Origin of the sequence: Sphaerisporangium aureirubrum, from assembly GCF_042658925.1 — a bacterium.
Classification (GTDB): domain Bacteria; phylum Actinomycetota; class Actinomycetes; order Streptosporangiales; family Streptosporangiaceae; genus Sphaerisporangium; species Sphaerisporangium aureirubrum.
The window spans coordinates 15674-40875 of record NZ_JBHSRF010000045.1 but is presented as its reverse complement, the minus strand read 5'-3'; the positions used below and the strand labels follow the sequence as shown (position 1 = coordinate 40875).

21 protein-coding genes are annotated in these 25202 nt (G+C 73.3%); 10 read left to right on the top strand and 11 right to left on the bottom strand.

What is annotated here, in order from left to right:
- Positions 1-371: 371 nt before the first annotated feature.
- The 3 genes from ACFP1K_RS25745 to ACFP1K_RS25735 form a co-directional block, all read right to left on the bottom strand.
- A complete protein-coding gene (locus ACFP1K_RS25745; protein WP_380757805.1) occupies positions 372-992 on the bottom strand; it encodes a hypothetical protein in 621 nt (206 codons plus the stop codon).
- Positions 989-1564: an RNA polymerase sigma factor gene (locus tag ACFP1K_RS25740; protein ID WP_380757803.1), complete on the bottom strand. Its 576-nt coding sequence runs from the start codon at positions 1562-1564 to the stop codon at positions 989-991. The genes ACFP1K_RS25745 and ACFP1K_RS25740 overlap by 4 nt, the downstream gene beginning before the upstream one ends.
- 134 nt (positions 1565-1698) lie before the next feature.
- Positions 1699-3285 (bottom strand): S8/S53 family peptidase, encoded by a 1587-nt coding sequence (locus ACFP1K_RS25735; RefSeq protein ID WP_380757801.1) that lies wholly within the window; start codon positions 3283-3285, stop codon positions 1699-1701.
- 108 nt (positions 3286-3393) lie between these two features.
- On the opposite strand from ACFP1K_RS25735, the gene ACFP1K_RS25730 reads away from it, so the two are divergent.
- From ACFP1K_RS25730 to ACFP1K_RS25715, 4 genes are all read left to right on the top strand, one after another.
- Positions 3394-6072 carry a CHAT domain-containing protein gene (locus tag ACFP1K_RS25730; protein WP_380757798.1) on the top strand — a complete coding sequence of 893 codons (2679 nt, stop codon included), beginning with the start codon at positions 3394-3396 and terminating at the stop codon, positions 6070-6072.
- Positions 6073-6173: 101 nt separating this feature from the next.
- A complete protein-coding gene (locus ACFP1K_RS25725; RefSeq protein WP_380757796.1) occupies positions 6174-7286 on the top strand; it encodes a M12 family metallopeptidase in 1113 nt (370 codons plus the stop codon).
- A 122-nt stretch (positions 7287-7408) separates the two neighbouring features.
- Positions 7409-7879: a hypothetical protein gene (locus tag ACFP1K_RS25720; protein ID WP_380757794.1), complete on the top strand. Its 471-nt coding sequence runs from the start codon at positions 7409-7411 to the stop codon at positions 7877-7879.
- On the top strand, positions 7876-9042 hold the full coding sequence (locus tag ACFP1K_RS25715; RefSeq protein WP_380757792.1) for a zinc-dependent alcohol dehydrogenase: 1167 nt from the start codon (positions 7876-7878) through the stop codon (positions 9040-9042). Before ACFP1K_RS25720 ends, ACFP1K_RS25715 begins: the two co-directional genes overlap by 4 nt.
- A 15-nt stretch (positions 9043-9057) precedes the next feature.
- Here the strand turns inward: ACFP1K_RS25715 and ACFP1K_RS25710 are convergent, their stop codons facing one another.
- A complete protein-coding gene (locus tag ACFP1K_RS25710; RefSeq protein WP_380757790.1) occupies positions 9058-9402 on the bottom strand; it encodes a MerR family transcriptional regulator in 345 nt (114 codons plus the stop codon).
- Between the two features lie 73 nt (positions 9403-9475).
- Complete coding sequence (locus tag ACFP1K_RS25705; protein WP_380757788.1) at positions 9476-9916, bottom strand: Hsp20/alpha crystallin family protein; 441 nt, start codon at positions 9914-9916, stop codon at positions 9476-9478.
- A gap of 209 nt (positions 9917-10125) precedes the next feature.
- Here ACFP1K_RS25705 and ACFP1K_RS25700 point away from each other — a divergent pair, with 209 nt between their 5' ends.
- Positions 10126-10788, top strand: a complete 663-nt coding sequence (locus ACFP1K_RS25700; protein ID WP_380757786.1) for a CBS domain-containing protein — start codon at positions 10126-10128, stop codon at positions 10786-10788.
- 50 nt (positions 10789-10838) lie between these two features.
- Positions 10839-11669: a universal stress protein gene (locus ACFP1K_RS25695; protein WP_380757784.1), complete on the top strand. Its 831-nt coding sequence runs from the start codon at positions 10839-10841 to the stop codon at positions 11667-11669.
- Here ACFP1K_RS25695 and ACFP1K_RS25690 read toward each other — a convergent pair.
- On the bottom strand, positions 11666-12088 hold the full coding sequence (locus ACFP1K_RS25690; protein ID WP_380757779.1) for a pyridoxamine 5'-phosphate oxidase family protein: 423 nt from the start codon (positions 12086-12088) through the stop codon (positions 11666-11668). The genes ACFP1K_RS25695 and ACFP1K_RS25690 overlap by 4 nt on opposite strands.
- Before the next feature lie 1853 nt (positions 12089-13941).
- On the opposite strand from ACFP1K_RS25690, the gene ACFP1K_RS25685 reads away from it, so the two are divergent.
- Positions 13942-14943: an RNA polymerase subunit sigma-70 gene (locus tag ACFP1K_RS25685; protein ID WP_380757777.1), complete on the top strand. Its 1002-nt coding sequence runs from the start codon at positions 13942-13944 to the stop codon at positions 14941-14943.
- 132 nt (positions 14944-15075) lie between these two features.
- Here ACFP1K_RS25685 and ACFP1K_RS25680 read toward each other — a convergent pair whose 3' ends face one another.
- The 3 genes from ACFP1K_RS25680 to ACFP1K_RS25670 all read right to left on the bottom strand — a co-directional run bounded on the left by ACFP1K_RS25680 (position 15076) and on the right by ACFP1K_RS25670 (position 17746).
- Positions 15076-15642: a dihydrofolate reductase family protein gene (locus ACFP1K_RS25680; RefSeq protein ID WP_380757775.1), complete on the bottom strand. Its 567-nt coding sequence runs from the start codon at positions 15640-15642 to the stop codon at positions 15076-15078.
- A gap of 164 nt (positions 15643-15806) precedes the next feature.
- Positions 15807-16079 (bottom strand): DUF1876 domain-containing protein, encoded by a 273-nt coding sequence (locus tag ACFP1K_RS25675; protein WP_380757773.1) that lies wholly within the window; start codon positions 16077-16079, stop codon positions 15807-15809.
- Between the two features lie 38 nt (positions 16080-16117).
- On the bottom strand, positions 16118-17746 hold the full coding sequence (locus ACFP1K_RS25670; RefSeq protein WP_380757771.1) for a bis-aminopropyl spermidine synthase family protein: 1629 nt from the start codon (positions 17744-17746) through the stop codon (positions 16118-16120).
- 189 nt (positions 17747-17935) lie between these two features.
- Here ACFP1K_RS25670 and ACFP1K_RS25665 point away from each other — a divergent pair, with 189 nt between their 5' ends.
- From ACFP1K_RS25665 to ACFP1K_RS25655, 3 genes are all read left to right on the top strand, one after another.
- On the top strand, positions 17936-18544 hold the full coding sequence (locus ACFP1K_RS25665; protein ID WP_380757769.1) for a glycoside hydrolase family 25 protein: 609 nt from the start codon (positions 17936-17938) through the stop codon (positions 18542-18544).
- 96 nt (positions 18545-18640) lie between these two features.
- Positions 18641-20608 (top strand): threonine--tRNA ligase, encoded by a 1968-nt coding sequence (thrS, locus tag ACFP1K_RS25660; protein WP_380757767.1) that lies wholly within the window; start codon positions 18641-18643, stop codon positions 20606-20608.
- Positions 20609-20675: 67 nt separating this feature from the next.
- On the top strand, positions 20676-21218 hold the full coding sequence (locus tag ACFP1K_RS25655; RefSeq protein ID WP_380757765.1) for an HIT family protein: 543 nt from the start codon (positions 20676-20678) through the stop codon (positions 21216-21218).
- A 3-nt stretch (positions 21219-21221) separates the two neighbouring features.
- On the opposite strand, the gene ACFP1K_RS25650 is transcribed toward ACFP1K_RS25655, so the two are convergent.
- Both ACFP1K_RS25650 and ACFP1K_RS25645 read right to left on the bottom strand, forming a co-directional pair.
- A complete protein-coding gene (locus ACFP1K_RS25650) occupies positions 21222-23348 on the bottom strand; it encodes a hypothetical protein (RefSeq protein ID WP_380757763.1) in 2127 nt (708 codons plus the stop codon).
- 121 nt (positions 23349-23469) lie between these two features.
- The gene (locus ACFP1K_RS25645) at positions 23470-25044 is read right to left on the bottom strand and encodes a glycoside hydrolase family 10 protein (protein WP_380757761.1); all 1575 of its coding nucleotides are present in this window, start codon (positions 25042-25044) and stop codon (positions 23470-23472) included.
- Positions 25045-25202: the final 158 nt, after the last annotated feature.

Genomic DNA, 25202 nt, shown 5'->3' with positions numbered 1-25202 from the left:
CCGGCCGCGGCGCGCCCCGCCTACGCCGGGTCCGGCAATCTAATGGCCCGCCCCCCGGGGGAAAGTCACAGGAAATTCCCAGGATCGGGGCCCAATCAACGCGCCGGCCGCGCCCGGCCCGCCGTCCGGCATTCGGTCCCGCGCCCGCCCGCCCAATGCCGGTTAGTCTCGGCCGGATAAGGCAATCTCCGAGGTGCGATCGTTTCCCGGCGTACTCCGACGTCTTGTAGGTGGAATACGGAAGGAACCTTTGTCACCTTCTGTAAGCAGCGTATGGCGCAATGTCGTGATTTCTTGGGCCCCTCAGAGGACAGAGGGCGGCAGGGGACGGCAGTGGACACGGGGGCGCCGCCGGGTTCCGGCGGCGACGCTCAGATGGTGATCCACTCCGTGACCAGCGTCAGGTCGCCGAACCTGCAGCGAAGGCTGAACGGCCCCGCCGCCACCTGATCGCACGAGAAACGCCCCATCGCGTCCGCCGTCACGGTGACCTGGCGCCGGCCGCGCACCTCGATCTCGGCCGCGCGCGGCGGTATCACCTGCCCGATGATCCGCGCCACCGCGCCCGACACCACGATCTCCACGTCCACCCCGGCCCGCCCGGCGTGGAAGGCCGCCACACGGGGCTCCGCGTCCCCGCGCACCGTCCCCGCGTCCGCCAGCGAGTCGAAGCTCAGCGCGGCCAGCTCGTCGTCCAGGGTCCGCGTCATGAACGCGTCCACGGCCGCCTGCACCAGCTCCGACGGCACCGGATCCAGCAGCGCCGCCGCCTCCCGCAACTCCTGCTCCAGCTCGTCCGCCCGGACCCCGATCCCGGCCCCGGAGTCGTCCGGGAGCCCGGTCCCGTCGTCCTCCCAGGGCCCGGCTCCGGCTCCCGCCTCCGCGTCCTCCCAGGACCCGATCCCGCCTCGCGACCCGACGTCCTCGCGGTACGGCTCGGCGCCCCGGCGTGCCCCGCCGTCCTCGCCCGGCGGGCCGAGGGGGCGGCTCACCGGACGTCCCGGTCGGTGAGCAGGGCGCGCAGACGGCGCAGGCAGCGCAGTCTGGTGGGGCCTATGCCGCCCACCGGGATGCCGAGCGCGGCGGAGACCTCCTGGTAGTGCGGCGGGGGCGAGGCCATGAGCACGCGCAGCAAGCGGCGGCAGGCCTCGCTCAGCTCCTCGAACGCCGCCCACAGGCGCCGGGTGCGCTCAGAGTGCTCGGCAGCCTCCTCGGCCGCCAGCACCGCGTCCTCGGGGGACCCGTCGGGGGCGGCGCGGTCCAGCAGGCGGGCGTCGCCCACCGGGGACTCCCGGCGGGACGCCTTGATGACCTTCAGGCACTCGTGCCTGGCCGTGCTGGCCAGCCACGACCCGACCTTCTCCGGCTCGCGGATCCGGGTGAGGTGCTGGGCGAGGCGGAACCACGTCGTCTGGAAGACCTCGTGGCCGTCGGCGTCGGAGAGCCCGTGGGCGCGCACCACCGACCACACCAGCGGGGCGAGCCTCTCGACGAGGGCCTTCCAGGCGGCGGCGTCCCCCTCGGCCGCGGCACGGAAGAGGGCACCGATCGCTTCACGGTCCACGCGGACGATCCTTAGGGAGGGGATCATCATCGTACGCGGTGCGCCGCCCGCGCGGGCATGCCGTGCGGCCCGTACGGGCCACACGGTCAGGTCACCGCGTGGTGGGGTCCGGCGCGCCCGCGTGAGCCCGCCGTTCACACCACCGGGTGACGCCGCACGGCGACCGGGTTCCATCCCGGAGGCCTCAGCGCGCGGACCGGCACACCGCGCGTCGTCGCCCTGGTGCCTTCCTGCTCGATCAGGTCCCGCGCCGCGGCCCGGGGGTCCTGCTCCCCGGTCCTGCGCATGTGGTCGGCGATCATGGCCGCGACGATCGGGGTGGAGAACGACGTGCCGCTCCACCTGGCCCTGCCGCTGAAGATCGCGGTGTCCGCCGGATCCCCCCCGCTCAGATGGCCCACCCGGGCCGGGAACCCGCAGGTGCAGTCGTACAGGAACGGGTCGTGGAAGGAGGCCAGGTAACGGCAGCGTTCGAACGTGGAGTGCTGGTACCGGTACTCCTGCGGAACGTCGGCGCCGAGGAACGCCCCGACCAGCCGCTCCCCGGGCGCGTACACCCGCACCCACTCGCCGTGGTCGCTGAAGCAGGCGCCTTCCTCCCCGTCGACCCGCAGCGCCCCCACCGAGACCACCCCGTCGTTCCTCGACGGGTAGTGTGCGGACGCCGCGGGCCAGAAAGGGGCGTCACTGCCGTTGTTCCCCGCCGCCGCCACCAGCAGGGTGCCGGGGTGCGCGGCCAGGGCGTCCATGAAGCGCTCCATGCCGATGAGCGTGGTGAACCGGCCGTTGGCGGCGCCCGCGGACAGGCTGATGATGGTGGGCCAGCCCGGCTTCAGCGCGTCCAGCAGCTGATCGACGAAAGCCTCCTCCAAAAGGCAGCCCGCGTGGATCATCTTGTTGGACACCCGTACGCGGGTGTGCGGCGCGATGGCCATGATCAGCCCGGCGATGAACGTGCCGTGCCCGACGTACTCGCGGACGAACCCCTCGGCGTCGTGCGTGGGACCGGGCCTTCGGTCGCTGAGCCAGGGAGGGACGGTACCGGGATCCGGCCGGAGCTTGAGCACGAGATCGATATCGGGGTCGACACCGGGCCTGAGAGTGATCCCCGGCCCGGGGTCCCTCTCGCGCCGTGGCGCGACCTCGTCGGCCGCGCCGGCGGCCGGCGCCACGCCTGTCATCCACGGGTGCTGCGCGTGCAGGTCCCGCACGATGCCGGTGTCGACCACAAGGATCGTGACCGGCGGCTGGCCGTCGCCCGCCACCTCCTCCGGGTCGTCCCGCAGGGCCGGGTGGAAGGCCGCCGTCGTCGCCTCCGGCTCGTCCGCCGGGCAGGAGTTCACCCCGCCCGGGGTGATGGTGACCAGGTGGTTCTTCCCCGCCATCGCCTTGCCGGCCCGCCCCTCCAGGTTCTCCAGCGCCCGCAGCGAGTTGACCACCCCGCCGTCGGGCGTGGAGGTGTCGCCCAGCGCGGCGACCGGGATCCTGACCAGGCCGGACGAGGTCGGCTGCCCGGCGGGGAGCGGCACCTGGCCGCCCCGCCCGGCGCCTGCCGCGTTGAGCTCGTCCACCACCAGGTGGGCCTCCGGGGCCCGGCACAGGATGTGGCCGCCCTCGTAGGCGTAGAACGGGATCTCCCCGGGCGGCCCGCCGACGAGGGGCGTGCCCCCCATCGACTCGGAGATGAACCGGAGCTGCTCCTGGAATCTGTCGGGCGCCATGGTGGCTCCTTCATACGGTGTCCGTGGCCGTCCTCGCCTACAAGAGCCGGACGGCGTCGGGCTGATACAGCGTGGACGCCCCGAGGCCCCACGTTTAGCATCTGGACCGTGGATGGGGGAAGCACCCCGGGCGGTCCCAGGCCCCCCGGTGCCGACGACCTGCTGTCCCTGGTCTTCGCGCGCCCCGGGGAGGCGGTGGCCGGGGCGCGGGCCCTGCTGTCGGGCGGGCCCTCCGCGTACGACGCCTCCGTCGCCCATCAGGTGATCGGAATCTGGGAGCGCGACTTCGGCGACCTCACCGTCGCGCTCGGCCACCTGCGCCGCGCCCGCGCGCTGGCCCTCGGGGCCGGGTCGGCCGACCGGGAGGCGGACGCCCTGGCCGCCCTCGGCGTCGCCGTCGTGCACGCCGGCCACACCGCGCGCGGCCTCGCGCACCTGAACGCCGGGGTGGCCAGGGGCACCGCCCTGACCTCGGCGCGGGTGCGGTTCCGGCGGGCCAGGATCCTGTGGATCCTCGGGCGGCACCGCGAGGCGCTGGACGACCTGCGTCCCGCGATCCCGGTGCTGCGCGAGGCGGGTGACACGATCTGGACGGCCCGCGCGCTCACCCTGCGCGGCCTGATCCACCTCTCCTCGGGCTCCACCGAGCAGGCCGACCTGGACTTCGCCGCCGCCGAGAAGCTGTGGGAGCTCACCGAGCAGGACCACGACCGCGGCGTCGCGGTGTGGAACCGCGGCGTGGCGGCCTCCCTGTCCGGCGACCTGCCCGCCGCGCTGCGCCACTACGACGAGGCGGCCTGGCGTTTCGAGGCCCTCGGCACCCCCGCGTACGGCCTGATCATGGACCGGTGCTCGGCGCTGCTGGCCGCCGGGCTGGCCGAGGAGGCCCAGCGCGAGGCCGAGCGCGCGGTTGCGCAGCTGGAGAACGCGCGGGGGCAGAGCACCACACGGGCCGAGCTGATGCTGGTCGCCGCGCGCGCCGCGATGGCGGCGCACGACCCCGGCACGGCGGTCGCCCGCGCCACCTCGGCGATTCGGCTGTTCACCAGCCAGCGCCGCGACTGGTGGGAGGCCCACGCGCGGCTGGTGCTGTTCCAGGCCCGGCACGCCGCCGGCCGCACGTCGGGGCGCCTGGTGCGGGACGCCGCCGCGCTGGCCGTGCGCCTGCGGTCGCTCGGCTCGCAGGAGAGCGTGCAGGCGTCCCTGCTGGCCGGGCGGATGTCCCTCGACCTCGGCTGGGCGCGGGACGCCGACAGGCACCTGGCCGACGCCGCCCGCGGGCGCCGTCACGGCCCGGCCCCCGTCCGGGTGGCCGCCTGGCTGGCGCACGCCCTGCGCGCCGACGCCGCCGGGCGCCGCGCGGCCGTGTTCGCCGCCTGCCGCCGGGGCCTGGACGTGCTCGACGAGCACAGGCTCACCCTCGGCGCCGCCGAGCTGCGCGCCCGGGTCACCGCGCAGGGCGCCGAGCTGGCCGCGCTCGCCCAGCGGGCGGGGCTGGCGTCCGGCGACACGCGCAGGCTGCTGGCCTGGAGCGAGCGGTGGCGGGCCACCGCGCTGGCCGTGCCGCCGACCCGCCCGCCCGACGACCCAGGGCTGCTGCGCGACACGACCGCCTACCGCGAGGTCACCGGCCGGGTGGAGGCCGCGCGGTCCTCCGGCCGCCCCGTCCCCGCCCTGGAGCGCGAGCAGCGGCGGCTGGAGCGCGCCATCCGGGCCCGCACCCTGCGGGCCCGCGGCTCGGGCGCGCTCGCGGGCCCCTTCGACCCCCGGGCGCTGCTGGAACGGCTCGGCGACCGGCGCCTGGTCGAGATCGCCGACGTCGGCGGCGAGGTGCACGTGCTGGTGTGCGGCGGCGGCCGGGTGCGCAGGTTCGCGGCCGGGCGCATCTCGGACGCCGCCGTCGAGATCGACCACCTGCGTGCCGGGCTGCGGCGGCTGTCGTACCGCGTGGCGCACGTCGCGGCGGCCGGATGGGCGGCCGAACGGCTGGCCGTCGTGGAGGCGGGGGCGCGCCGCCTGCAGGAGACGCTGCTCGGCCCGGCCGTGCGCCACCTCGGGACGGGCCCGGTGACGATGGTCCCGCCGGGCAGGCTGCACGGGGTGCCCTGGGCGGCCCTCCCGGCGCTGCGGGACCGGGTGGTCGGCGTCTCGCCGTCGGCGGGTGCGTGGCTGCGGGCCGGGGACGTGCCGCCGCCCGCCGGGGCCGCCGCGGGAGGCGTGCCACCGGCGAGCGGGGCCGGGGTGGTGCTGGTGCGCGGCCCCGGGCTGGCCGGCGGCGGGGCGGAGGTGCCGTCCCTCGCGGCCCGGTACGGCGGCGCGGCCGTGCTCGGGGACGGCGCGGCCACCGTCGCCGCGGTGCTCAAGGCCATCGACGGCAGCCTGCTCGCGCACATCGCGGCGCACGGGACGTTCCGCGCCGACAGCCCGATGTTCTCCGCGCTGCGGATGGACGACGGGCGGCTCACCGTGCACGACCTGGAGCGCCTCGGCCGCGCGCCGTACCGCATCGTGCTGTCCGCCTGCGACTCCGGGTGGCTGGAGCCGGTGGGGGCCGACGAGCTGCTCGGCCTCGCGGCGGCGCTGCTGCCACTCGGCACCGCCGGGATCGTGGCGAGCCTCGTGCCGGTGGACGACGAGGCCGCGGCGGAGCTGTCGGTGGCGCTGCACGAGGGGCTGCGGTCCGGGCTCGGCATGGCGGAGGCGCTGCGCGACGCCCGCGGCGCGCTGCCCGGCGACCCGCTGCACCGCGCCACGGGGTGGTCGTTCACCGCCATCGGCGCCGCGTGACCGCCGTGTCGCGGAATTTCCCGGCAATTAGGTAAAGGGGTACTCATGCGCGGGCGCCGCCCCGCCCCCAGCCTGGTCGGTATTCCGACAGGAGGGGACCCATGACATCCACCGGCTACGAGCACGACGACGAGCAGACCGAACATTGCGCGTTGCCGCCGCAGTCCATCCCCGCCGGGGCCGCCGGGCTGAGCGGCACCCGGCTGGAGGCGCTGATCGGCGGGCACCTCAAATGGCTGAACGGCACCGTGCTGCACTACTACTTCTTCGACCGGGAGACCGACGGCTCCACGGTGACCCTCGCCGACGGCAGCAGCACGTTCGTGTCCTGGGTGGGCGACCAGACCCAGCGCGCGGCCATCCGCGCCGCCTTCCAGGAGTGGAAGAACGTCGGCATCGGGCTGGAGTTCGCCGAGGTGACCGACCGCGCCGAGGCCGAGATCCGGATCGGTTTCATGCGGGGGGACGGCTACTGGTCCTACCTCGGCCGGGACGTGCTCGACATCCCGTTCGGCGAGCGCACCACCAACTTCGGCCGCCGCGTGGACACCCCGAGCGGGCACGCCGCCGCGCTGCACGAGCTCGGGCACGTCATCGGCATGCCGCACGAGCACCAGAGCCCGTTCGCCGGGATCGTCTGGGACGAGGAGGCGGTGTACCGCTGGTTCGCCGGTCCGCCGAACGAGTGGTCGCGGCCGAAGACCTTCCACAACGTGATCCGCAAGCTGGACGCGTCCGAGGTCAGCGGCTCCGGGTGGGACCCGGACTCGATCATGGAGTACCCCTTCGTGCAGGGCCTGATCCTGGAGCCCGAGGAGTACCGGCAGGGCCTGTTCCCGCCCGGGGCGATCTCCAAGACCGACGAGGAGTACGCCCGGCGCTGGTACCCCGGCCTCTCGCCCGCCGGGCCGCCGAAGCTGTCGCCGTTCACCTCCGTCCCCCTCGGGCTGGCGTCCGGGGAACAGGCCGACTACATGATCGTGCCCGAGGGCACCCGCGACTACACCGTGGCCACCTTCGGGGACAGCGACACCGTCCTCGGCCTGTTCGAGGTGATCGACGGCGAGCCCCGGTACGTGCGGGCCGACGACGACGCCGGGAGCGAGCGCAACTCCACGGTGACCGCCCGCCTCGTCAAGGGGCGCCGGTACATCGCCAGGGTCCGGCTGTACTCCACCAGGGGCTCGGGCGAGACGGCGATCATGTACTGGTGACGACTCGCCGGAGCGGCGGTCAGGCGGCCGCCAACTCCTGCTCAAGTGCACGTCTCCCGAGGTAACCCAAGGTGGGGATGGGTAGCCATCGGAGCAGTTGTCCATCAATGGGGGAGAGGGCAATGAGACGTGCAGTTTTCGGGGCGATGGCGCTGGGCGGAGGCGGCATCGGGGCGATGCGCTGGTACACCGCGCGCCGCACCCGGGCCAGGGCCGGCCGCCAGGGGGCCCGCTGGCTGACGGTGACAATCAACCGCCGGCCCGAGGAGGTCGTCCCGGACGGGCGCCTGCCCGAGCCGCTGGCCCGGCTCGGCGACACCATCGAGGTCCAGGTGCGCGAGGCGCCGGGCGACAGGGGCACCGAGCTCGGCGCCCGCCCGGTGCTCCAGGCGCCCACCGGGGTGGACCAGGTGCTCGCCCGCCTCGGCGGCGAGGACCCGCGCCAGGCGGTGCGCCGGGCGCTGCGCGAGTCCAAGTGCCTGATCGAGACCGGTGAGGTGCTGCGCCCGGAGCCGCTCGGCCCGCGCCGTCCCGTACCGGCGGGGAGGACGGCGGACCTCGCGGCCCGCCGCGGTGGGGAGGGACGGCCATGAGGGCACTGTGCTGGCAGGGCGTGAACGAGCTGTCGGTCGAGCGCGTGCCCGACCCGCGGATCGTCAACGCCCAGGACGCCATCGTCAAGGTCAGGCTCACCACCACGTGCGGCTCGGACCTGCACCTGCTCGGCGGGTACATGCCGGCCATGCGCGCCGGGGACGTCATCGGCCACGAGTTCCTCGGCGAGGTCGTCGAGGTCGGCTCGGAGGTCCGCAGGCACCGCGTGGGGGACCGGGTGGTCGTGTCCTCGATCATCGGGTGCGGCCGGTGCTGGCAGTGCGAGCACGACATGTGGTCGCTGTGCGAGAACAGCAACCTCACGCCCGGCCTCGCCGAGATGGCCTGGGGCGGGGACACGGCCGGGATCTTCGGCTACTCGCACGCCACGGGCGGCTACCGGGGCAGCCACGCCGAGTACATCCGGGTGCCGTTCGCCGACCACGGGGCCTTCACGGTGCCCGACGGGGTGGACGACATGAACGCGCTGTTCGCCTCGGACGCCGCGCCCACCGGGTGGATGGGCGCCGAGCTCGGCGGGGTGCGCCCCGGCGACGTGGTGGCGATCTGGGGCTGCGGCGGGGTCGGCCAGATGGCCGCCTGCGCGGCGGTGCTCCTCGGCGCCGACCGGGTCATCGCCATCGACCGCGTTCCCGAGCGCATGGCCATGGCCGAGCACCAGATCGGCGTCGAGACGATCGACTTCTCACGCACCGACGTCGTCGCCGAGCTGAAGGAGCGCACCGGGGGCCGGGGGCCCGACGTGTGCATCGAGGCGGTGGGCATGGAGGCGGAGGCCCCCGCCGGCATGTACGGGAAGGTCAGGAAGCGGGTCGGCATGGGGGAGCGCCCGGTGGCCGTCCGCGAGGCGATCTACGCGTGCCGCAAGGGCGGGTCGGTGTTCGTGCTCGGAGTGTTCGCCGGGCTGGCCGACCGTTTCCCGCTCGGCGCGATGATGAACAAGGGCCTCACCGTCCGCGGCGCCCAGCAGCACGGCCAGCGCTACATCCCGCGCCTGCTCGACCTCATCGACCGCGGCGAGCTGCGCACCAGCCACCTGGCCACCCACACCATGCCGCTCACCGAGGCCCCGCGCGGCTACGAGATGTTCAAGAACAAGAGGGACGGCTGCGTCCGCGCCGTCTTCCGCCCCTGGGCCTGACCCGCCCCCCTGCGCTCACGGCGCGGCGGGCGGCGGGGCGGAGGGGTCGAGGCCGCTCAGCCGCAGCAGGCGGCGGGCGGCCTCCAGCTCCCGCTGGAGGACCCTGACCTGGTGCTCCAGTTCCAGGACGCGGCGGATCGCGATCAGCGTCATGCCCTCGCCGGACAGCTCGACGACGTACTGCACGAGGGTGATGTCGGCTCGCGAGTAGCGGCGCTGCCCGCCGTCGGAACGGTGCGGGCGCACCACCTCGAAGTCGTCGAGGCGGCGCAGGAACGCCTGCCGCACCCGGAGCATCTCGGCGACCTGGCCGAGGGAGTACAGGGGCGCGTAGTGGTCGTCGACGGGCAGGCGGGTCATGCTGTCTCCAGGTTGACGAGGGGCCGGCGCCGCCCGTGACGGCGCCGGCCCGGCCCGTGCGCCGGGGCGTCCGTCAGGCGCGGATCGCCTTGGTGTCGCCGCGCCGGATCTCGACCTTGCGCGGCTTGGCCTTCTCCAGGACCGGGATGCGGATCTGCAGGACACCGTTGTGGTACGCCGCGTCGACGCGCTCCCCGTCGAGGTGCTCGGACAGGTAGACGCGGCGGGTGAACGTGCCCATGGGGCGCTCGCGCACCAGCAGGCGGTCGTCCTCGCTCAGCTCCTCCTCGCGGCGCGCCGTGACCGACAGCACGCCCCGGTCGACGGCGACCTCGATGGAGTCGGGGTCGATGCCCGGCAGGTCGAAGCGGAGCAGCACGTCGTCCTTGCGCCGCACCCCGTCCAGCGGCATGACGGACCCGCCGTCGCCGGTGTTGTTCCAGGCCCGGCGGGCGAGCCGGTCGAACTGCCGCTCGAACTCCTGCACGAAGGGATCGATCGACGTGAGCAGCATCTCCGAAACCTCCTTGTTGACTCTCTGCCGAGAGGAAACCTCCAAGTGCAGTTGTAGGTTAACTCGTTCTCGGGCCAGAGGCAACCCTGAGTTCCGATGGGAGGGGTCCCGTTTCCGGCCGAAGGTCTTCGCAGGTGAGGACCTTCGGCGGTGACCGGCGCGGCGCATTCGGGGAATGCTCGCTTTGAGGGCGGAGCAGGGAGGTGGTCATGATGCGGGTCGGAGAGGTCATGGGCAGGGTCGCGATCGCGGTCGAGCGGGAGACGTCCTTCGCCGATCTGGTGGAGACGATGCGCCGCTTCAAGGTCGGCGCCGTCGCGGTCGTCGACGAGGACCGCAGGCCGGTCGGGGTGGTGTCCGCCGACGACCTGCTGCTGCGGGAGACCGGCGTCCGGGAGGGCGTCCTGCATCCCCGCAGGCGGCGGGAGGAGTTCACCAAGGCGACCTCCGGGACGGCGTCGGGGGTCATGACCAGCCCCGCGATCACCGTCACCGAGGGCACCCCCGTGCGGGAGGCGGCCCAGATCATGCACGACCAGCGGGTCAAGCAGCTCCCGGTGGTGGACGCCGTCACCGGCAGGATCGTGGGGACGGTCCACCAGGCCGACCTGCTCAAGATATTCACCCGTTCCCGGGACGATCTGCGCGCCGAGGTGGCCGATCTGGTCCGCCAGGCGGGGGTCATGCCGGAGGGGCTGTCCATCGGGGTCGACGAGGGACGGGTGACCCTGGACGGCCGCGTGCCCCGCCGTTCGCAGAGCGTGCGGATCGTCGAGGCCGTGCGGGGGGTCGAGGGCGTGATCGACGTGCACGGGCATCTGGCCTACGAGCACGACGACCTCAGTGCCTTGCCTCCGTCGGTGATCATCTGAATCCGGAGCTACCTCGCGAAACTGGGCATAACCCCAGGTAGGGGGGCGCCATGACGGGGCAGATCGTGGTCGGGGTGGACGGGTCGCCGTCCGCCGCCGCAGCAGTGGACTGGGCCGCCGACGACGCCGGGCGCAGGAACGCGCGGCTGAGGATCGTGCACGTCCGGGAGCCGTGGTCCTACGACTTCCCTCTCAGGACCGGGTCCGGGGCCGGTGACGGCCTGCCCGCCTACTGGCGGGCCGCGCTGGCCGCCGCCGCCGACCGGGTGCGCGCCCGGTCGCCGGGGCTGGAGGTGAGCGTCGCGCTGATCACCGGGGCGGTGTCCGAGCGGCTCACCACCGAGTCCGCCGACGCCGACGAGATCGTCCTCGGCAGCGAGGGGCGCGGCGGCTTCGCCGCGACGGTGCTCGGTTCGGTCGGCCAGGCGGTGGTCGGCCGCGCGTCCTCACCCGTGGTCGTGGTGCGCCGCCCCGCCGCCGCCACCTACGGCGAGATCGTGGTCGGCTTCGACGGCTCCGCCGCCTCAGAGGCGGCCCTGACCTACGCCATCGAGCAGGCCCGCCTCCGCGGCGCCCACCTGCTCGCCCTCCACGCGCGCAACCTCCCGCGGCTCACCGTCCGCCGCCGCGACCCCCTGGCCGAGGTCGCCGGCGCCTTCCGCGCCCGCCTGACCCCCTGGGCCGAGACCAACCCCGACGTCTCCCTGACCGCCTCCGCCGTCCGCGGCCACCCCGTCCTGGCCCTCTGCCGGGCCTCCCGCCACGCCGACCTCCTGGTCGTGGGCACCCGCACCCGCCCCCGCGGCTCCCCCCACCTCGGCTCGGTGGCCCAGGCCGCCCTCCGCCGCGCCCCCTGCCCGGTCGCCGTGGTCCACCCCTAACCGCGCCGGATCCGCCGCCCCGTCACCTCCTGCGGCGTGATCCGCACGAACAGCTCCCGCTCACCCCCCGCCCACGACTCCACATCCGGCACCCCAAGCCTCTCCCGCTCCTCGGCATCGACGTGATGAACAGGCCCGCGCAGCAACACACTCCACCCCGTCCGCCCGACGGGATCGACCTCGTCCACCTCGAACGCCACCTTGTACTCGACCCCCGGCGCCCCCGTCCGCAGATCGTCGTCCATAGCCCCCCCGAACGACGTCCGGAACACCACCGCCCCCTCATGAATCACATAGTTGACCGGCAAGACGACCGGCCCATCAGCCAAAGCGAACCCCACCCGCCCCACTCCCCCCACCGAAACCAGCCGCATACACTCCTCCACCCCCAGCCTCTCCAACCTGCCACGTTCCCCCATCACACTCCCTCCCTCCATCCAGCCCAAAAGCCGGACCCCATCCGAAACCCACGCCTCCAAACACCCACGCGACAAGCCACCCCCGGCCCGAACGACGCCTCCATCCCATAGACCTGCCCGAATACGTACCCACCCCACCCACCATCACCACGCCACCCAGCCCGTACCAGCCATCCCGGAATCCGTTACCCGTGCACGGGAGGTCCAGAACGACCCCCGCGCGGACACTGATCCCGTGGCCACTCCGTGTCACCGCCCCTCACGGGGGCAGGTCCGGAGAGAATCCCGTTCACCGCAGTGCGATGAACGTGGCGCCATCACAGCAGATAACCCGATATGCGCCGACCCCCACGAAAATGGCCCTTACGGAGACCGCACTCCGCACGCAACCCGCAAGGGCTGTTCTCATGCGGGGGACACCCCCGGCCCTACCGGCCTCATGGTGTGGCGTCACCCCCCGCGCCACCCACGTCACGTCGCCGGCACCGGCGCGACGAGATCCACGTACGGCAAGACCGGCGCCGCTTCGCGGCGAGACACCCGGCCGTACGAGCGCCCCCGGGAATGGTCCTTGCGCAGGCCGCGCCGCGCGCGGAAGCCGCAAGGGCTGTTCTAGTGCGGGGGACACCCCCGCGCCCCCGGTCCTATCGGGCTTGTCGTGTCCCGTCGTGTTTCCCCGCGTCGCGGCCGGGACGTGCCCCGCCGGCGCCACCCACGTCACGTCTCCGGCGCCCGCGCGAGGCGATCCACGTCGACGGAACCGGCGCCACCTTACGGCGAGGGGCCGGCCCGCCACCTTACGGCGAGGGGCTGGCCGTACGGGCGCCCCGGGAAATGGTCCTTGCGGAGAGCGCGCCGCGCGCGGGAGCCGCAAGGGCTGTTCTTGTGCGGGGGACACCCCCGCGCCCCCGGTCCTGCCGGGCTTGTCGTGTCCCGTCGCGTCCCCCGCGTCGCGGCCGGGACGTGCCCCGCCGGCGCCACCCACGTCACGTCTCCGGCGCCCGCGCGAGGCGATCCACGTCGACGGAACCGGCGCCACCTTACGGCGAGGGGCCGGCCCGCGGTGACGTCCCGCCAGGTGGTGTGATTTCCGAGGCCGTGATCATGAACGCGCCGCCCTAGGCGCCAGGTGGCGGGCCATCGATACCCTTCACGAAGATCCCCAGGAGTTACACCACTTCGGGGGACGTCACCCGGCCCGCCGCCTTACGGCGAGGGGCTGGCCGTACGGGCGCCCCGGGAAATGGTCCTTGCGGAGGGCGCGCTGCGCGCGGGAGCCGCAAGGGCTGTTCTTGTGCGGGGGACACCCCCGCGCCCCCGGTCCTATCGGGCTTGTCGTGTCCCGTCGCGTCCCCCGCGTCGCGGCCGGGACGTGCCTCGGCGCCACCCACGTCACGTCTCCGGCGCCCGCACGAGGCGATCCATGTACGAGGGAACCGGCGCCGCCTTACGGCGAGGGGCTCGGCCGTGCGGGCGCCCCGGGAAATGGTCCTTGCGGAGGGCGCGCTGCGCGCGGGAGCCGCAAGGGCTGTTCTTGTGCGGGGGGCACCCCCGCGCCCCCGGTCCTGCCGGGCTTGTCGTGTCCCGTCGCGTCCCCCTGCGCCGCGGCCGGGACGTGACCCGGCGCCACCCACGGTCACGTCAAAACGTGCCACCGGACGCGGAGCTGTGGGGTACTGCGGGGACCCCACCTCGACATCGAGGGTGTGCCCGACCCGGGGGCAGGTCCCCTGGATCGACCCGACCGAGCCGGGCTGACGAACGGCCCTGGTGTCAGCGGCTTCACCGATCAGAAATGCTTCGCCACGTCGTCAGTCTGGTAGCCCCTCGCACCAGTGGAAGGATTTAGGACCATGACCGACGCCAGACTGCTCGGCGCCGACGAGGCCACGTTCATCGCCGCGGTGCGCTCAGACGACACGGCGAGGTTCGTGCTCCTCACGGAGCGCCACCGTCGTGAGTTGCAGGTGCACTGTTACCGGATGCTCGCGAACTACGAGGACGCCCAGGACATGACGCAGGAGACGTTCCTGCGAGCGTGGAACAAGCGGGAGTCGTTCAAGGGGCATGCCGCGCTGCGGACCTGGCTGTACCGGATCGCGACGAACGCCTGCCTCGACTTTCTGGAGAAGCGCAACGACCGCACACCCACACCGTCCGAGCTGCCCGGCTCCGAGATGCTGTACCTGCAGCCGTACCCCGACCGGATGCTTCCCGAGGACCCGCAGGAATCGCTGGTGGCGCGGGAGACGATCGAGCTGGCGTTCATCGTCGCCGTCCAGCACCTGCCGCCGCGGCAGCGGGCGGTGTTCATCCTGCGCGACGTCCTGGGCTGGCCGGCGTCGAAGGCCGCCGACGCCCTCGAGCTGACCGTCGCATCGGTGACCAGCGCACTGCAGCGGGCGCGCGTGACGATGCGCGAGCAGCTACCCGATCGCCGCCTCGACTGGCGGAGACCCGCCACCCACGAGCTGTCGGATGACGAGCGCGGCGTGGTGAAGTCGTATATCGACGCCCATGAGCGCAACGACCTCGACGGGCTGATGTCCCTGCTGCGCGACGACCTGCGCTTCGCGATGCTGCCCGAGCTGGGCGCCGTGATCATGACGGCTGAAGACGCGGTGGACGGCTGGGTAGCCGGTGGGCTCTTCCAGCGCGGCCACGACGACTGGCGCTGTGTCACCACGACGGTCAACCGCATGCCTGCCGCCGCGCTGTACCTCCGCACCCCCGGCGACCCGGAGTACCGGTTGTATACCATCGCGGTCCTGCGCATCGTCGACGGGAAGATCGCCGAGCTCACCGGATTCGACGCCACCGACAAACCATGGCTGGGCCTGCCCCCGACCCTGTGATCAGGCCGGCGTCGCCGGCGGGCATCTCCGCGAGGAAGGGGCCGGGGGCGGGTTGTTCATGGCCGAGGGTCACGGTGAGTACGCCAGGAGGGATTTCGACCCGGCCTCACGAGCCGAGCACTCGGCCCGTGCTCATCGTCTCGTCTCGTATCGAGTCAGCAGCACGCCGCCGGTGAACGTCCGCGTCTCCACCAGCGTCAGGTTCACCCAGCTGTCCAGCGCGGTGAAGAACGGCGTGCCGCCGCCCACCAGGACCGGGTAGGTGACCAGGGCGTACTCGTCGATCAGCCCGGCCCGCATGGCCGCCCCGGCGAGCGTTGCGCCGCAGATGCCCATCGGGGCGCCGTCCTCGGCCTTGAGCCGGGTGATCTCGGCGACCGCGTCGCCGGTGACCAGGCGGGTGTTCCAGTCGACCTTGTCGACCGTCGAGGAGAACACGACCTTCGGCGTGTCCCGCCAGTTCCGCGCGTACTTGATCTCCGCCGGGGTGGCGTCGGGCTGCTGGTCGCCGGTCGGCCAGTGGGAGCTCATCGTCTCCCACAGCTTGCGCCCGTACAGCGACAGGCCGATCGCCCGCTCCCGGTCGAGCCACCACTGGAACAGCTCGTCGCTCGGCGGCCCGCCCCAGCCGATGTCGTCGCCGGGCGCGGCGATGTAGCCGTCCAGGGTCACGTTCATGGCGAAGATCAGTTTCCGCATCGTGCCTGCCTTCCGTGAGTCGATCTCACACGTACAGACGGGCGCGGCGCGGAAACCTAATCGGTGCGCGATCTGGTCGGTCCGGAGTGAGCCTGCTGAGGACGTCGGGTCGTGGGCGTCAGCCGTCGCAGTGGCTTCTGGGCGGATGTGAGGGTTGTGGGTGGTCAGCCCAGGCCCAGGCCGGAGTGGCCGGCGAGTTGGGCTACGTCTTCGGCCGCGTCGCCGGTCAGTTTGGCGGACAGGTCGGACAGGGCGCGGCCCGCGGCCAGTTCGTCGCCGATTTCGGGGACCGGGCGGTCGACCGGGTTGCGGCGGGCGTGGCCGAGGCTTTCGTGTCTGCGGCCTTCCTCGGTGATCAGGACGGCGCGGGCTACGGTGCGGTCGTCGTTGTCGTCCTCGGTGATGTGGATCTCTACTACCCATTCCTTGGCCTGCATGACGACACCTCCTTTTCCGTTCCTTCCTCCACCATCTCTCACTTGGCGGGTTCCCGTGCCACCGCCCCGAGGCGGAGGGAGGCGGCGACCGCGTCCGGCAGTTCGTCCAGGCGGTGGGCGGGGAGCTCCAGCGGTGTGACGTCCTCCGCCCAGGGGGCCGCTTCGGCGACGACGGCCCGCGCCTGGCGCTTGGTCAGCCCGTCGCAGGCCCTGATCAGGCCCTCTCGCCAGGTGTTGGCGAGCTTGCCGTGGGCGTTGTCCAGGATGCCCCGCACCAGCCGGCCGGCCGCGTCCTGCGGCATGGGCACCCGTACGGCGTCGACGACCGTGCCGGTCACCTTGATCTCGTAGACCGCCGCCAGCGGGCCGGTGGGGGAGAGGAGCTCGGGCCAGAGGTCGCCGGGATCGGTGCCGGGGCCGCCGAGGGTGGGGAGGGGGGCCGGGAGGAGGAGGCGGACGTGGTCGGCGCGGGTGGCCAGGAGCAGGCGGGGGGTCGACGGTTCCAGGCCGGGGGGGACGGTGATGGCCACGTGGGTGGGGGAGGAGGCGTAGGGCTTGGCCAGCCATACGGCGGGGCGCACGCGGGGGGTCTTGGGGAAGGTGTCCTTTGGCCAGTCGCCTACCAGGAGGGCGGGGGTGAAGCCGTCGTCGCCGGTTCGCGGGGCGGGGGCGCCGGTGGGGCGGGACTCCACCGAGCTGGGGCCGTGGGTGTAGATGGCGGCGGCGAAGCGGTCGGCGCGGGCGGCGGCGGCCGGGCGGCTTCGGGTGGTGGGGCGCAGGATGTAAAGGTCGGCGGCCGAGCCGATCGCCTCGGCGCCGAAATAGCGGTTGAAGTCGGGATACATGGCCTCGGTCACCAGGGCCAGGTCGTGCAGGGCGGCCTGCACCTTGTGGGCCAGCATCGGGCTCCGCTCCCCGGCGCCGTACGCCAGCAGGACGCGCCCGCGCTCGATGTCGCGCAGCCCCTCAACGGCCCGGGCGGCGAACAGGCCGATGCCCTCGGGGGTGTACGGCGGGTCGGTGATCACGAGGTCCGCCTGCTCGCGGACCGACGGCGGCAGGCCGAGGCGCAGGTCGGCCCAGCGGGTGCGGACCGTCAGCCCCTCCTCGGCGGCCCGCCCGGCGATGTACGCCAGGACGCGCTCGTCGATGTCCACCACCGTCACCTCGGCCTCGGGGTGCAGCCTGGCGACGGCCAGCGACGTGAGGTCGTGGTCCCCCACGCACAGCACCCGCGCCCCGGGCAGCCAGAACCGCGCCCCGAGCAGCAGCGCCCGGCGCACCACCGTGCCGGGGGTCGCGGACACGTGGTCCAGCGCCTGGCGCCCGCGCGGCGCCCCCGCGATCAGCCCGGCCATCCGCTCCACCGCGCCGGGATGCCGGTCGAGCAGGTGACCCACCGGGTCGGTGAGCCCGCCCGCCGGGTCGCGCAGCCCCCGGTACGCTGCCGCCCGCGCGGGCGGCAGCCGGAAGCGGTCACCGGAGCGCTGCGGCCCGAGCTCGCGCAGCAGGGCCTCGACGCCGCGCCGGGAGGTGGCGGTGACCCGCACCAGGTCGGCGAGGGTCCACCACGAGCCGTCGGACAGCAGCCCGAGCGCGTCGCGCAGCCGCCGCGCGTCCACCCCGGCCTCGGCCAGCAGCCTGCTCACACCCTCGGACTCCTCCATTCCGCAACCCTATCGGCGGCCGCGCGCCGCGATCTCCGGCCTGTGGACGACGCCCGGCGTGTCCGGCTGCGCGGGGGGTACCCGGCGCGGCTACAATCCCCGGGGCGCGTCACGAGGAGTGCGCGTCACCTCACAGACCGTGCCGGGGGGCAGGGGAGTGCGGGAGAGCGGGGAACATGGGGGACGGTCGTGCTGCACGGTGTCGACGTGTCGAACTGGCAGGGTTCGGTGGACTGGGCGGAGCACGCCGGAGACGGGGTCGACTTCGGGTTCGCCAAGGCGAGCGAGGGGACCGGGTTCACCGACAAGTGGTTCGCGCGCAACTGGCTCGCCATGCGGGAGAACTGGCTGGTCTGCGGGGCGTACCACTTCGGGCACCCGAAGGCCGACCCGGTCGACCAGGCCCGCCACTTCCTCGACGTGGTGGACGCCGCCGGGGGCCTGCGCCGCGGCGACCTGATCGCGCTGGACCTCGAACGGTCGGGCCATCTGCCGCCGCGTGAGGTGGCGGCGTTCGCCCGCCGCTGGTGCCACGTGATCTCCCTGGTCACCGGCGTCCGCCCGCTGATCTACACGTTCATGGCGTTCGCCAGGCGCGGCTACTGCCAGGGCCTCGGGGACTACCCCCTGTGGATCGCCGCCCCGAGCCGCCCCAAGGGCCACCCGGTGGTCCCGCCGCCCTGGGAACGGTGGACCATCCACCAGTACGCCCACGGCTCGACCGACCGCAACGTGTTCCGCGGCTCCCGCGCGCAGCTCGCCGAGCTCGGCTACCGGCCCCGCCGCCGCGACGCCTGACCGGGCCGCGCGCGGAACCGAGCGGAGATAACCGGAGGCGATTCGGCGGTACCATCGGGCACGATAGTCGGAACCCTTCTAGACCTTGGAGTGACCGTGTCCGCCGCCCTCGAAGTACGCATCACCCTCGCCGGAGCCGAGCGTGTGGTGGCGGGCGGGACGACGGCGGGCGAGGCGCTCGGCGCGGACGGGCGCATCGTGATCGCGGCCCGGATCAACGGCGAGCCGCGCGACCTCGCGGCCGAGGTGGCCGACGGCGACGTCGTCGAGCCGATCGAGATCTCCTCGGGCGACGGCCGGGCCATCCTGCGCCACTCCACCGCGCACGTCATGGCGCAGGCCGTGCAGGAGCTGTTCCCCGAGGCCAGGCTGGGCATCGGCCCGCCGGTCGAGAACGGCTTCTACTACGACTTCGACGTCGAGCGGCCGTTCACCCCCGACGACCTCAAGCGGGTCGAGAAGCGCATGCGCGAGATCGTCAAGCAGGGCCAGCTGTTCGCCCGCCGTCCGGTCTCCGACGACGACGCCCGCGCCGAGCTGGCCGGCGAGCCGTACAAGCTGGAGCTGATCGGCATCAAGGGCGGCGCGGCCGACGAGGAGAGCGTCGAGGTGGGCGGCGGCCAGCTGACCATCTACGACAACCTCGACGCGTCCACCGGCGACCTTCGCTGGAAGGACCTGTGCCGCGGCCCGCACGTGCCCACCACCCGCGCCATCCCGGCGTTCAAGCTGATGCGCTCGGGCGGCGCCTACTGGCGCGGCAGCGAGAAGAACCCCCAGCTCCAGCGCATCTACGGCACCGCGTGGGAGACCCGGGACAAGCAGGACGAATACCTCCACCTGCTGGAGGAGGCCGAGAAGCGCGACCACCGCAAGCTGGGCGCCGAGCTCGACCTGTTCTCCTTCCCGAACGAACTCGGCTCGGGCCTCGCGGTGTTCCACCCCAAGGGCGGCGTGATCCGCCGCGTCATGGAGGACTACTCCCGGCGCAGGCACGAGGAGGCGGGGTACTCCTTCGTGAACACCCCGCACATCACCAAGGAGAACCTCTTCCAGATCTCCGGGCACCTCGGCTGGTACGCCGACGGCATGTTCCCGCCCATGGAGCTGGAGGGCGCGCGGTACTACCTCAAGCCGATGAACTGCCCCATGCACAACCTGATCTTCAGGTCCCGGGGGCGTTCCTACCGTGAGCTGCCGCTGCGGCTGTTCGAGTTCGGCAGCGTGTACCGCTACGAGAAGTCCGGCGTCGTGCACGGCCTGACCCGCGTGCGCGGCATGACCCAGGACGACGCGCACATCTACTGCACCCGCGACCAGATGCAGGACGAGCTGAAGAGCCTGCTGCGGTTCGTGCTCGGCCTGCTGCGCGACTTCGGCCTGGAGGACTTCTACCTCGAGCTGTCCACCCGCGACCCCGACAAGTCCATCGGCACCGACGAGGTGTGGGCCGAGGCCACCGCGGCGCTGCGCACGGCCGCCGAGTCCGAGCACCTTGAGCTGGTGCTGGACGAGGGCGGCGCGGCGTTCTACGGGCCGAAGATCTCGGTGCAGGTGAAGGACGCCATCGGGCGCACCTGGCAGATGTCGACCATCCAGGTCGACCTCAACCTGCCCGACCTCTTCGAGCTGGAGTTCCAGGGTGCGGAGGGCGCGCGGGAGCGGCCCGTCATGATCCACCGGGCGCTGTTCGGCTCGATCGAGCGCTTCTTCGGCGTCCTGGTCGAGCACTACGCCGGCGCGTTCCCCCCGTGGCTGGCGCCGGTGCAGGTGGTCGGCATCCCGATCTCCGACTCCCATGTGCCCTACCTCAACGACGTGGCCAAGCGGCTGCGCGAGCGGGGCATCCGGGTCGAGATCGACGCCTCCGCCGACCGCATGCAGAAGAAGATCCGCAACGCGCAGAGGTCCAAGGTCCCGTACATGCTGCTCGCCGGGGACGACGACGTGTCCCAGGGCGCGGTCTCCTTCCGGTACCGCAGCGGCGAGCAGAAGAACGGCGTCTCGATCGACGACGCCGTCGCCGAGATCGCCGACGCCGTGGAGCGCCGCCTCCAGGTGTGACCCGCGCGCACGCGGCACCGTCCCCCAGGGGCGGTGCCGCTGTGCCGGTCGTCCTATGCTGCAAGGCATGCAGGAGCCGATTCAGCAGTCAGGTGCCGGGGACCCCGACAACTTCCAGCGTCTGTGGACCCCCCACCGCATGGCCTACATCAAGGGAGAGAACAAACCCTCGGGAACCGGTCCCGGGGAGGGCTGCCCGTTCTGCGCCATCCCCCAGATGACCGACCAGGAAGGCCTGATCGTCGCCCGCGGCTCCTCCGTCTTCGCCGTGCTCAACCTCTACCCCTACAACTCCGGCCACATGATGGTCTGCCCCTACCGCCACGTGGCCGACTACGTGGACCTGGACGACGCCGAGACCGCCGAGCTGGCCGACTTCACCAAGCGCGCCATCCTGTCGCTGCGCAAGGCCAGCGGCGCCCAGGGCTTCAACGTCGGCATGAACCTCGGCCACGTGGCCGGCGCCGGCATCGCGGGCCACCTCCACCAGCACGTCGTCCCCCGCTGGGGCGGCGACACCAACTTCATGCCCGTGGTGGGTCACACCAGGGTGCTGCCCCAGCTGCTGCTGGACACCCGGGACATGCTCGCCGGCGCCTGGCCGTCCTGACGGTCAGGTCGCGGCGGGCTGGAGCACCGCCGCGCTGGACGCCGGGGGGACCGGCGTGAGGGCGCGCACGCCCGCGGCCATCACCAGGGGGACGGCCAGGGCGAGGGCCATGGACAGGACGGCCGCGCCGGAGTCGTTGACCAGCATGCCGACCACGCCGCTGACCAGCGCGCCGATCAGGCCGGCGCGCAGCATGGGGGCGCGCTCGAACACCGCGGGCAGCAGGCCCGCGCTGGCGGCGCCGGGGCGCAGCACGGCGAAGACCAGGAACGCCAGGGCGGCGATGACGATCGGCATGAGGTTGGGGGACAGCAGCGTGCTCAGCATGGCCCCCAGTTTGCGCAGGATCACCGGCAGGAAGGTGCCGTCCAGGACCTGACCGGCGAACCGGCCGAGGTGGGTCTGGGAGCCGGGCGGCCGCAGGTGGTCCAGGAACGCGATGCCCATCACGGCGACGCCGCCCGCCACGCAGAACGCCCCGAGCCTGACGACCGACACCCGCTTGCCCGCCACCAGCAGCGCCGCCACCGCGATCCCCGGCACGAACGCGATCACGCCGCCGAAGTCGCTGCCGACGCCCGGCCAGCCGTCCAGGATCATCGCGAACCCGCCGAGCCCGGCCACCAGCGCCACCGCGACGGTGCGGTGCCCGGCCCGCACCAGCCCGTCGGCCACCACCGTGGTCAGCAGCAGCACGGCCGTGGCGAGCAGCGCGAACGGGATGTTGCCGAGGCCGTAGTACCGCGCCCCGACCACCCCGGTGTACCCCATCAGGCTGTTGAGCTGCAGCGGTGTCCCGGTCAGCAGGTCGGCCAGCAGCACGGCGGCCGTCACCGCGGCCACCACCGCCGACGCCCCGAGCACCCCGGACGGCGCGGCCCGGCCCCGGCGCCGCGCCCACAGCGCGGGCGCCGCCAGCGCGAGGCCCGTCAGCGCGGCCGCGCAGGCCAGGACGCCACCCGCCAGCGCGACGGCGGGCACGGCCGCCCGTTCCCACGGCGTGAGGTTGACGAGATAGGTGGACACCGGCAGCGACGCCAGCGCCAGCGCCGCGACCCGCACCCCGCCGAGCCCGCGGCGCCGCCGCAGCAGCAGGAACGCGATCCCGTAGAACAGCACCTGGAGCACCGCCAGCGCGGTGAAGAAGCCCCCGCCGAGCGTGCGGATGGTCTGCCCGGCGACGTCGGCCCGGCGCAGCGCCTCGGCGCCCTCGGTCAGCGGCGTCGCGCGCCCCGCCCGCCACGCGCCGCCGATCACCGTCGGCGGCACGCCGATCCCGGCGGCGTCGAGCATGGTGGCCGTGATGTCCGGGAGGATCACCATGTCGTCCCGGTGCGTGGACGCCGCCCCGAGGAAGTGCCCGGCGGCGTCCCCGGCGCCGGGCCGCCACATGGCGACCCGCAGGTGCGGCTCGGAGCCGTGGTCGGCGAGGCCGGCGACCAGGACGGCGGTGCCCGGCGCGAGCCGGGACAGCACGGTGCCCGTGGCGGCGTCGGCGGAGCGCAGGGCGGCCGTGCGGGCCGCGGGGGAGAGCTTCTCCGGGAGCGGGGACAGCAGCTCGCCGTCGAGGTAGGGGCGGATCAGGGCGTCGACGTCGACGGCGAGGAACCGGCAGCCGGACCAGTCGGCCAGCTCGCCGGGCGTCTCGGCGTAGCGGTCCACCCGTCCCTTGCGGTCGGCGAGCGCGAGCACCGCGCCGTGCCCCACCGCCGTGGTGCACTGCCCGGCCGCGTGCGCGGCGTCGCCGAGCGTGCCCGCGTACGCGGCGTCCCGCACCGTCCACAGCCAGTCGAACCCGGGGATGACCGCGCCGCCGCCCTCCCGGTCGAACCGGGGCGGCGGCCCGCAGCGGGACCCCACCGAGGACCGCACGCCCGCCGAGACGGTCAGCCAGCCGTCGTAGGGGCAGGTGATCCGCCCGACCGACCGCACCGACAGCGACCCGACGGCGCTGCCGCCCGCCAGCCGCCAGAGATTGGGGGTGTCGGTGGCGTTCACGTCGTCCCAGTGGAGCCCGGGGACGCCGATCAGCGCGACCGGTCCCCCCGGATCGTCGGCCAGGGCCGCCTGGGCAGGGACGCCGACCAGCCCCATCAGGACCACGGCCACCGCGACAAGCGCCCGCCTCACCACTGACCTCCTACGCCCTGACCACCGAGAATCCCTGGAACCGTACGGGAAAGCCCCCCGGCCGGTCCAGGGAACGCCGATGAACACCGCCCGAACCCGCGGGCCGGGCGGTGCCGACCGGTCAGGGAAGGGTGGTGGTGGCGGGGAGGCTCTCGTTGCCCAGGCGGTCCAGGGCCGTGATCAGGTAGGTGCCGCCCTGCTTGGCGGCGATGGCGGCGCCCGCGCCGGAGACGGACGGGAGCACGGCCAGGAGGTTGCGGGGGTCGTCGACGGCGCACGGGGCCGAGGCGGGGTCGCTCACCCGGTAGACGGCGTAGGAGCGGGCGCCGGGGGCGGGCCGCCAGGACAGGGTGCCCGCGGCCGCCTTCAGGCCGGTGGGGGCCGCGGGGCGCGCGCCGCCCCTGGCGGGCATCAGGGGGAGCAGCGCGGGGCGGCTGTAGTGGTCGGTGGCGATGCGGTCGAGCACGCCGAGGGGGTTCTTCAGCATCTGGGTGGCGCTGAAGTAGACGTCGCCCATCACCTCGGGCCGCTTGCGGTTGAGGGTGAGGTGGGCGGGCAGCTCGCCCGGCTTGGTCCAGGCGGCGGTGTCCTTGGTGCCGACCCGGTAGAGGGCCTGGCCGATGTAGAGGTGGACGCCGGTGCCCTTGACCTGGTTCGCCCACCAGGGGACCAGCTTGGCGTAGTCGGCGGCGGCGAAGCCGCGCGGCCAGTACAGCTGCGGCATGATGTAGTCGACCGAGCGGGCCTTGATCCACGCGCGGGCGTCGGAGTAGATGGCGTCGTACGCCGACAGCCCCTTGGTGTCGGACCCCGCCGGGTCGTTGGACTTGTTGCGCCAGATGCCGAACGGGCTGACCCCGAACTTCACGTACGGCTTGGCGGCGTGCACCGCCTGCCCCACCTCGGCGATGAGTTTGTTGACGTTGTCCCGGCGCCACGAGGCCAGCGACCTACCCTTGCCGTACTTTGTAAAGGCGGCCTGGTCGGCGAACGGCACCCCGCTCACCGGATAGGGGTAGAAGTAGTCGTCGAAGTGCACCCCGTCGACGTCGTACCGCCGCACCACGTCATCGACGATCTTGACGGTGTGCTCCCGCACCTGGGGCAACCCAGGGTTGTAATACGCCTTGCCCTGATATTTCACGACCCACGAGGGGTGCTGGCGCGCCGGGTGCGACGCCGGCAGCCGGGACAGGTCCGCGGTGGCCGCCGCGCGGTACGGGTTGAACCACGCGTGGAACTCCAGGCCGCGCTTGTGCGCCTCATCGATCAGGAACGGCAGCGGGTCCCAGCCGGGGTTCTTCCCCACGGTGCCGGTGAGCCACTGCGACCAGGGCTCGTACGGCGAGGCGTACAGCGCGTCCGAGGCCGGGCGCACCTGGACGAACACCGCGTTGAAGTGGCGCCGCACGGCGGCGTCGAGGATCTTGACGTAGTCGGCGCGCTGCCTCTCCTCGGTGAGCCCTGGCTTGGACGGCCAGTCGAGGTTGTGCACGGTCGCGATCCAGACGCCGCGCAGCTGCCGCTTGGCCGGGGTCGCGTTCACCTGGCAGGCCTCGGAGAAGGCGGCGCGGCGCGCGGCCGGGGTGGCGTCGCCGTCCGCCGTCGAACGGCCTGGTCCGAAGGTGTACGCGACGCCCGTGGTGGCCGCCGCCAGAGCGGCGGCGGCGAGCAAGGGCCGAAGTCCGTTTCGCATGGGACCTCAGTCTGGCATCGGCAAAGGAATGGTAAGGGCGAATAACCGAAATCGTTCTGTGATGCCATCGTGACTTTCGTGGCCCCTGTGACTGCCGGGACCCATGATGTCGTCATCCCCGCCGCGGCGTGCGCCGCCGGCCGGTACGGTGACCGGCC

Coding starts and splice junctions, on each gene's coding strand:
- ACFP1K_RS25735 (WP_380757801.1), bottom strand. CDS start 3,285: ATGGCGCCCGACAGATTCCAGGAGCAGCTCCGGTTCATCTCCGAGTCG.
- ACFP1K_RS25725 (WP_380757796.1), top strand. CDS start 6,174: ATGACATCCACCGGCTACGAGCACGACGACGAGCAGACCGAACATTGC.
- ACFP1K_RS25720 (WP_380757794.1), top strand. CDS start 7,409: ATGAGACGTGCAGTTTTCGGGGCGATGGCGCTGGGCGGAGGCGGCATC.
- ACFP1K_RS25715 (WP_380757792.1), top strand. CDS start 7,876: ATGAGGGCACTGTGCTGGCAGGGCGTGAACGAGCTGTCGGTCGAGCGC.
- ACFP1K_RS25710 (WP_380757790.1), bottom strand. CDS start 9,402: ATGACCCGCCTGCCCGTCGACGACCACTACGCGCCCCTGTACTCCCTC.
- ACFP1K_RS25705 (WP_380757788.1), bottom strand. CDS start 9,916: ATGCTGCTCACGTCGATCGATCCCTTCGTGCAGGAGTTCGAGCGGCAG.
- ACFP1K_RS25700 (WP_380757786.1), top strand. CDS start 10,126: ATGATGCGGGTCGGAGAGGTCATGGGCAGGGTCGCGATCGCGGTCGAG.
- ACFP1K_RS25695 (WP_380757784.1), top strand. CDS start 10,839: ATGACGGGGCAGATCGTGGTCGGGGTGGACGGGTCGCCGTCCGCCGCC.
- ACFP1K_RS25690 (WP_380757779.1), bottom strand. CDS start 12,088: ATGGGGGAACGTGGCAGGTTGGAGAGGCTGGGGGTGGAGGAGTGTATG.
- ACFP1K_RS25685 (WP_380757777.1), top strand. CDS start 13,942: ATGACCGACGCCAGACTGCTCGGCGCCGACGAGGCCACGTTCATCGCC.
- ACFP1K_RS25680 (WP_380757775.1), bottom strand. CDS start 15,642: ATGCGGAAACTGATCTTCGCCATGAACGTGACCCTGGACGGCTACATC.
- ACFP1K_RS25675 (WP_380757773.1), bottom strand. CDS start 16,079: ATGCAGGCCAAGGAATGGGTAGTAGAGATCCACATCACCGAGGACGAC.
- ACFP1K_RS25670 (WP_380757771.1), bottom strand. CDS start 17,746: ATGGAGGAGTCCGAGGGTGTGAGCAGGCTGCTGGCCGAGGCCGGGGTG.
- ACFP1K_RS25655 (WP_380757765.1), top strand. CDS start 20,676: ATGCAGGAGCCGATTCAGCAGTCAGGTGCCGGGGACCCCGACAACTTC.
- ACFP1K_RS25645 (WP_380757761.1), bottom strand. CDS start 25,044: ATGCGAAACGGACTTCGGCCCTTGCTCGCCGCCGCCGCTCTGGCGGCG.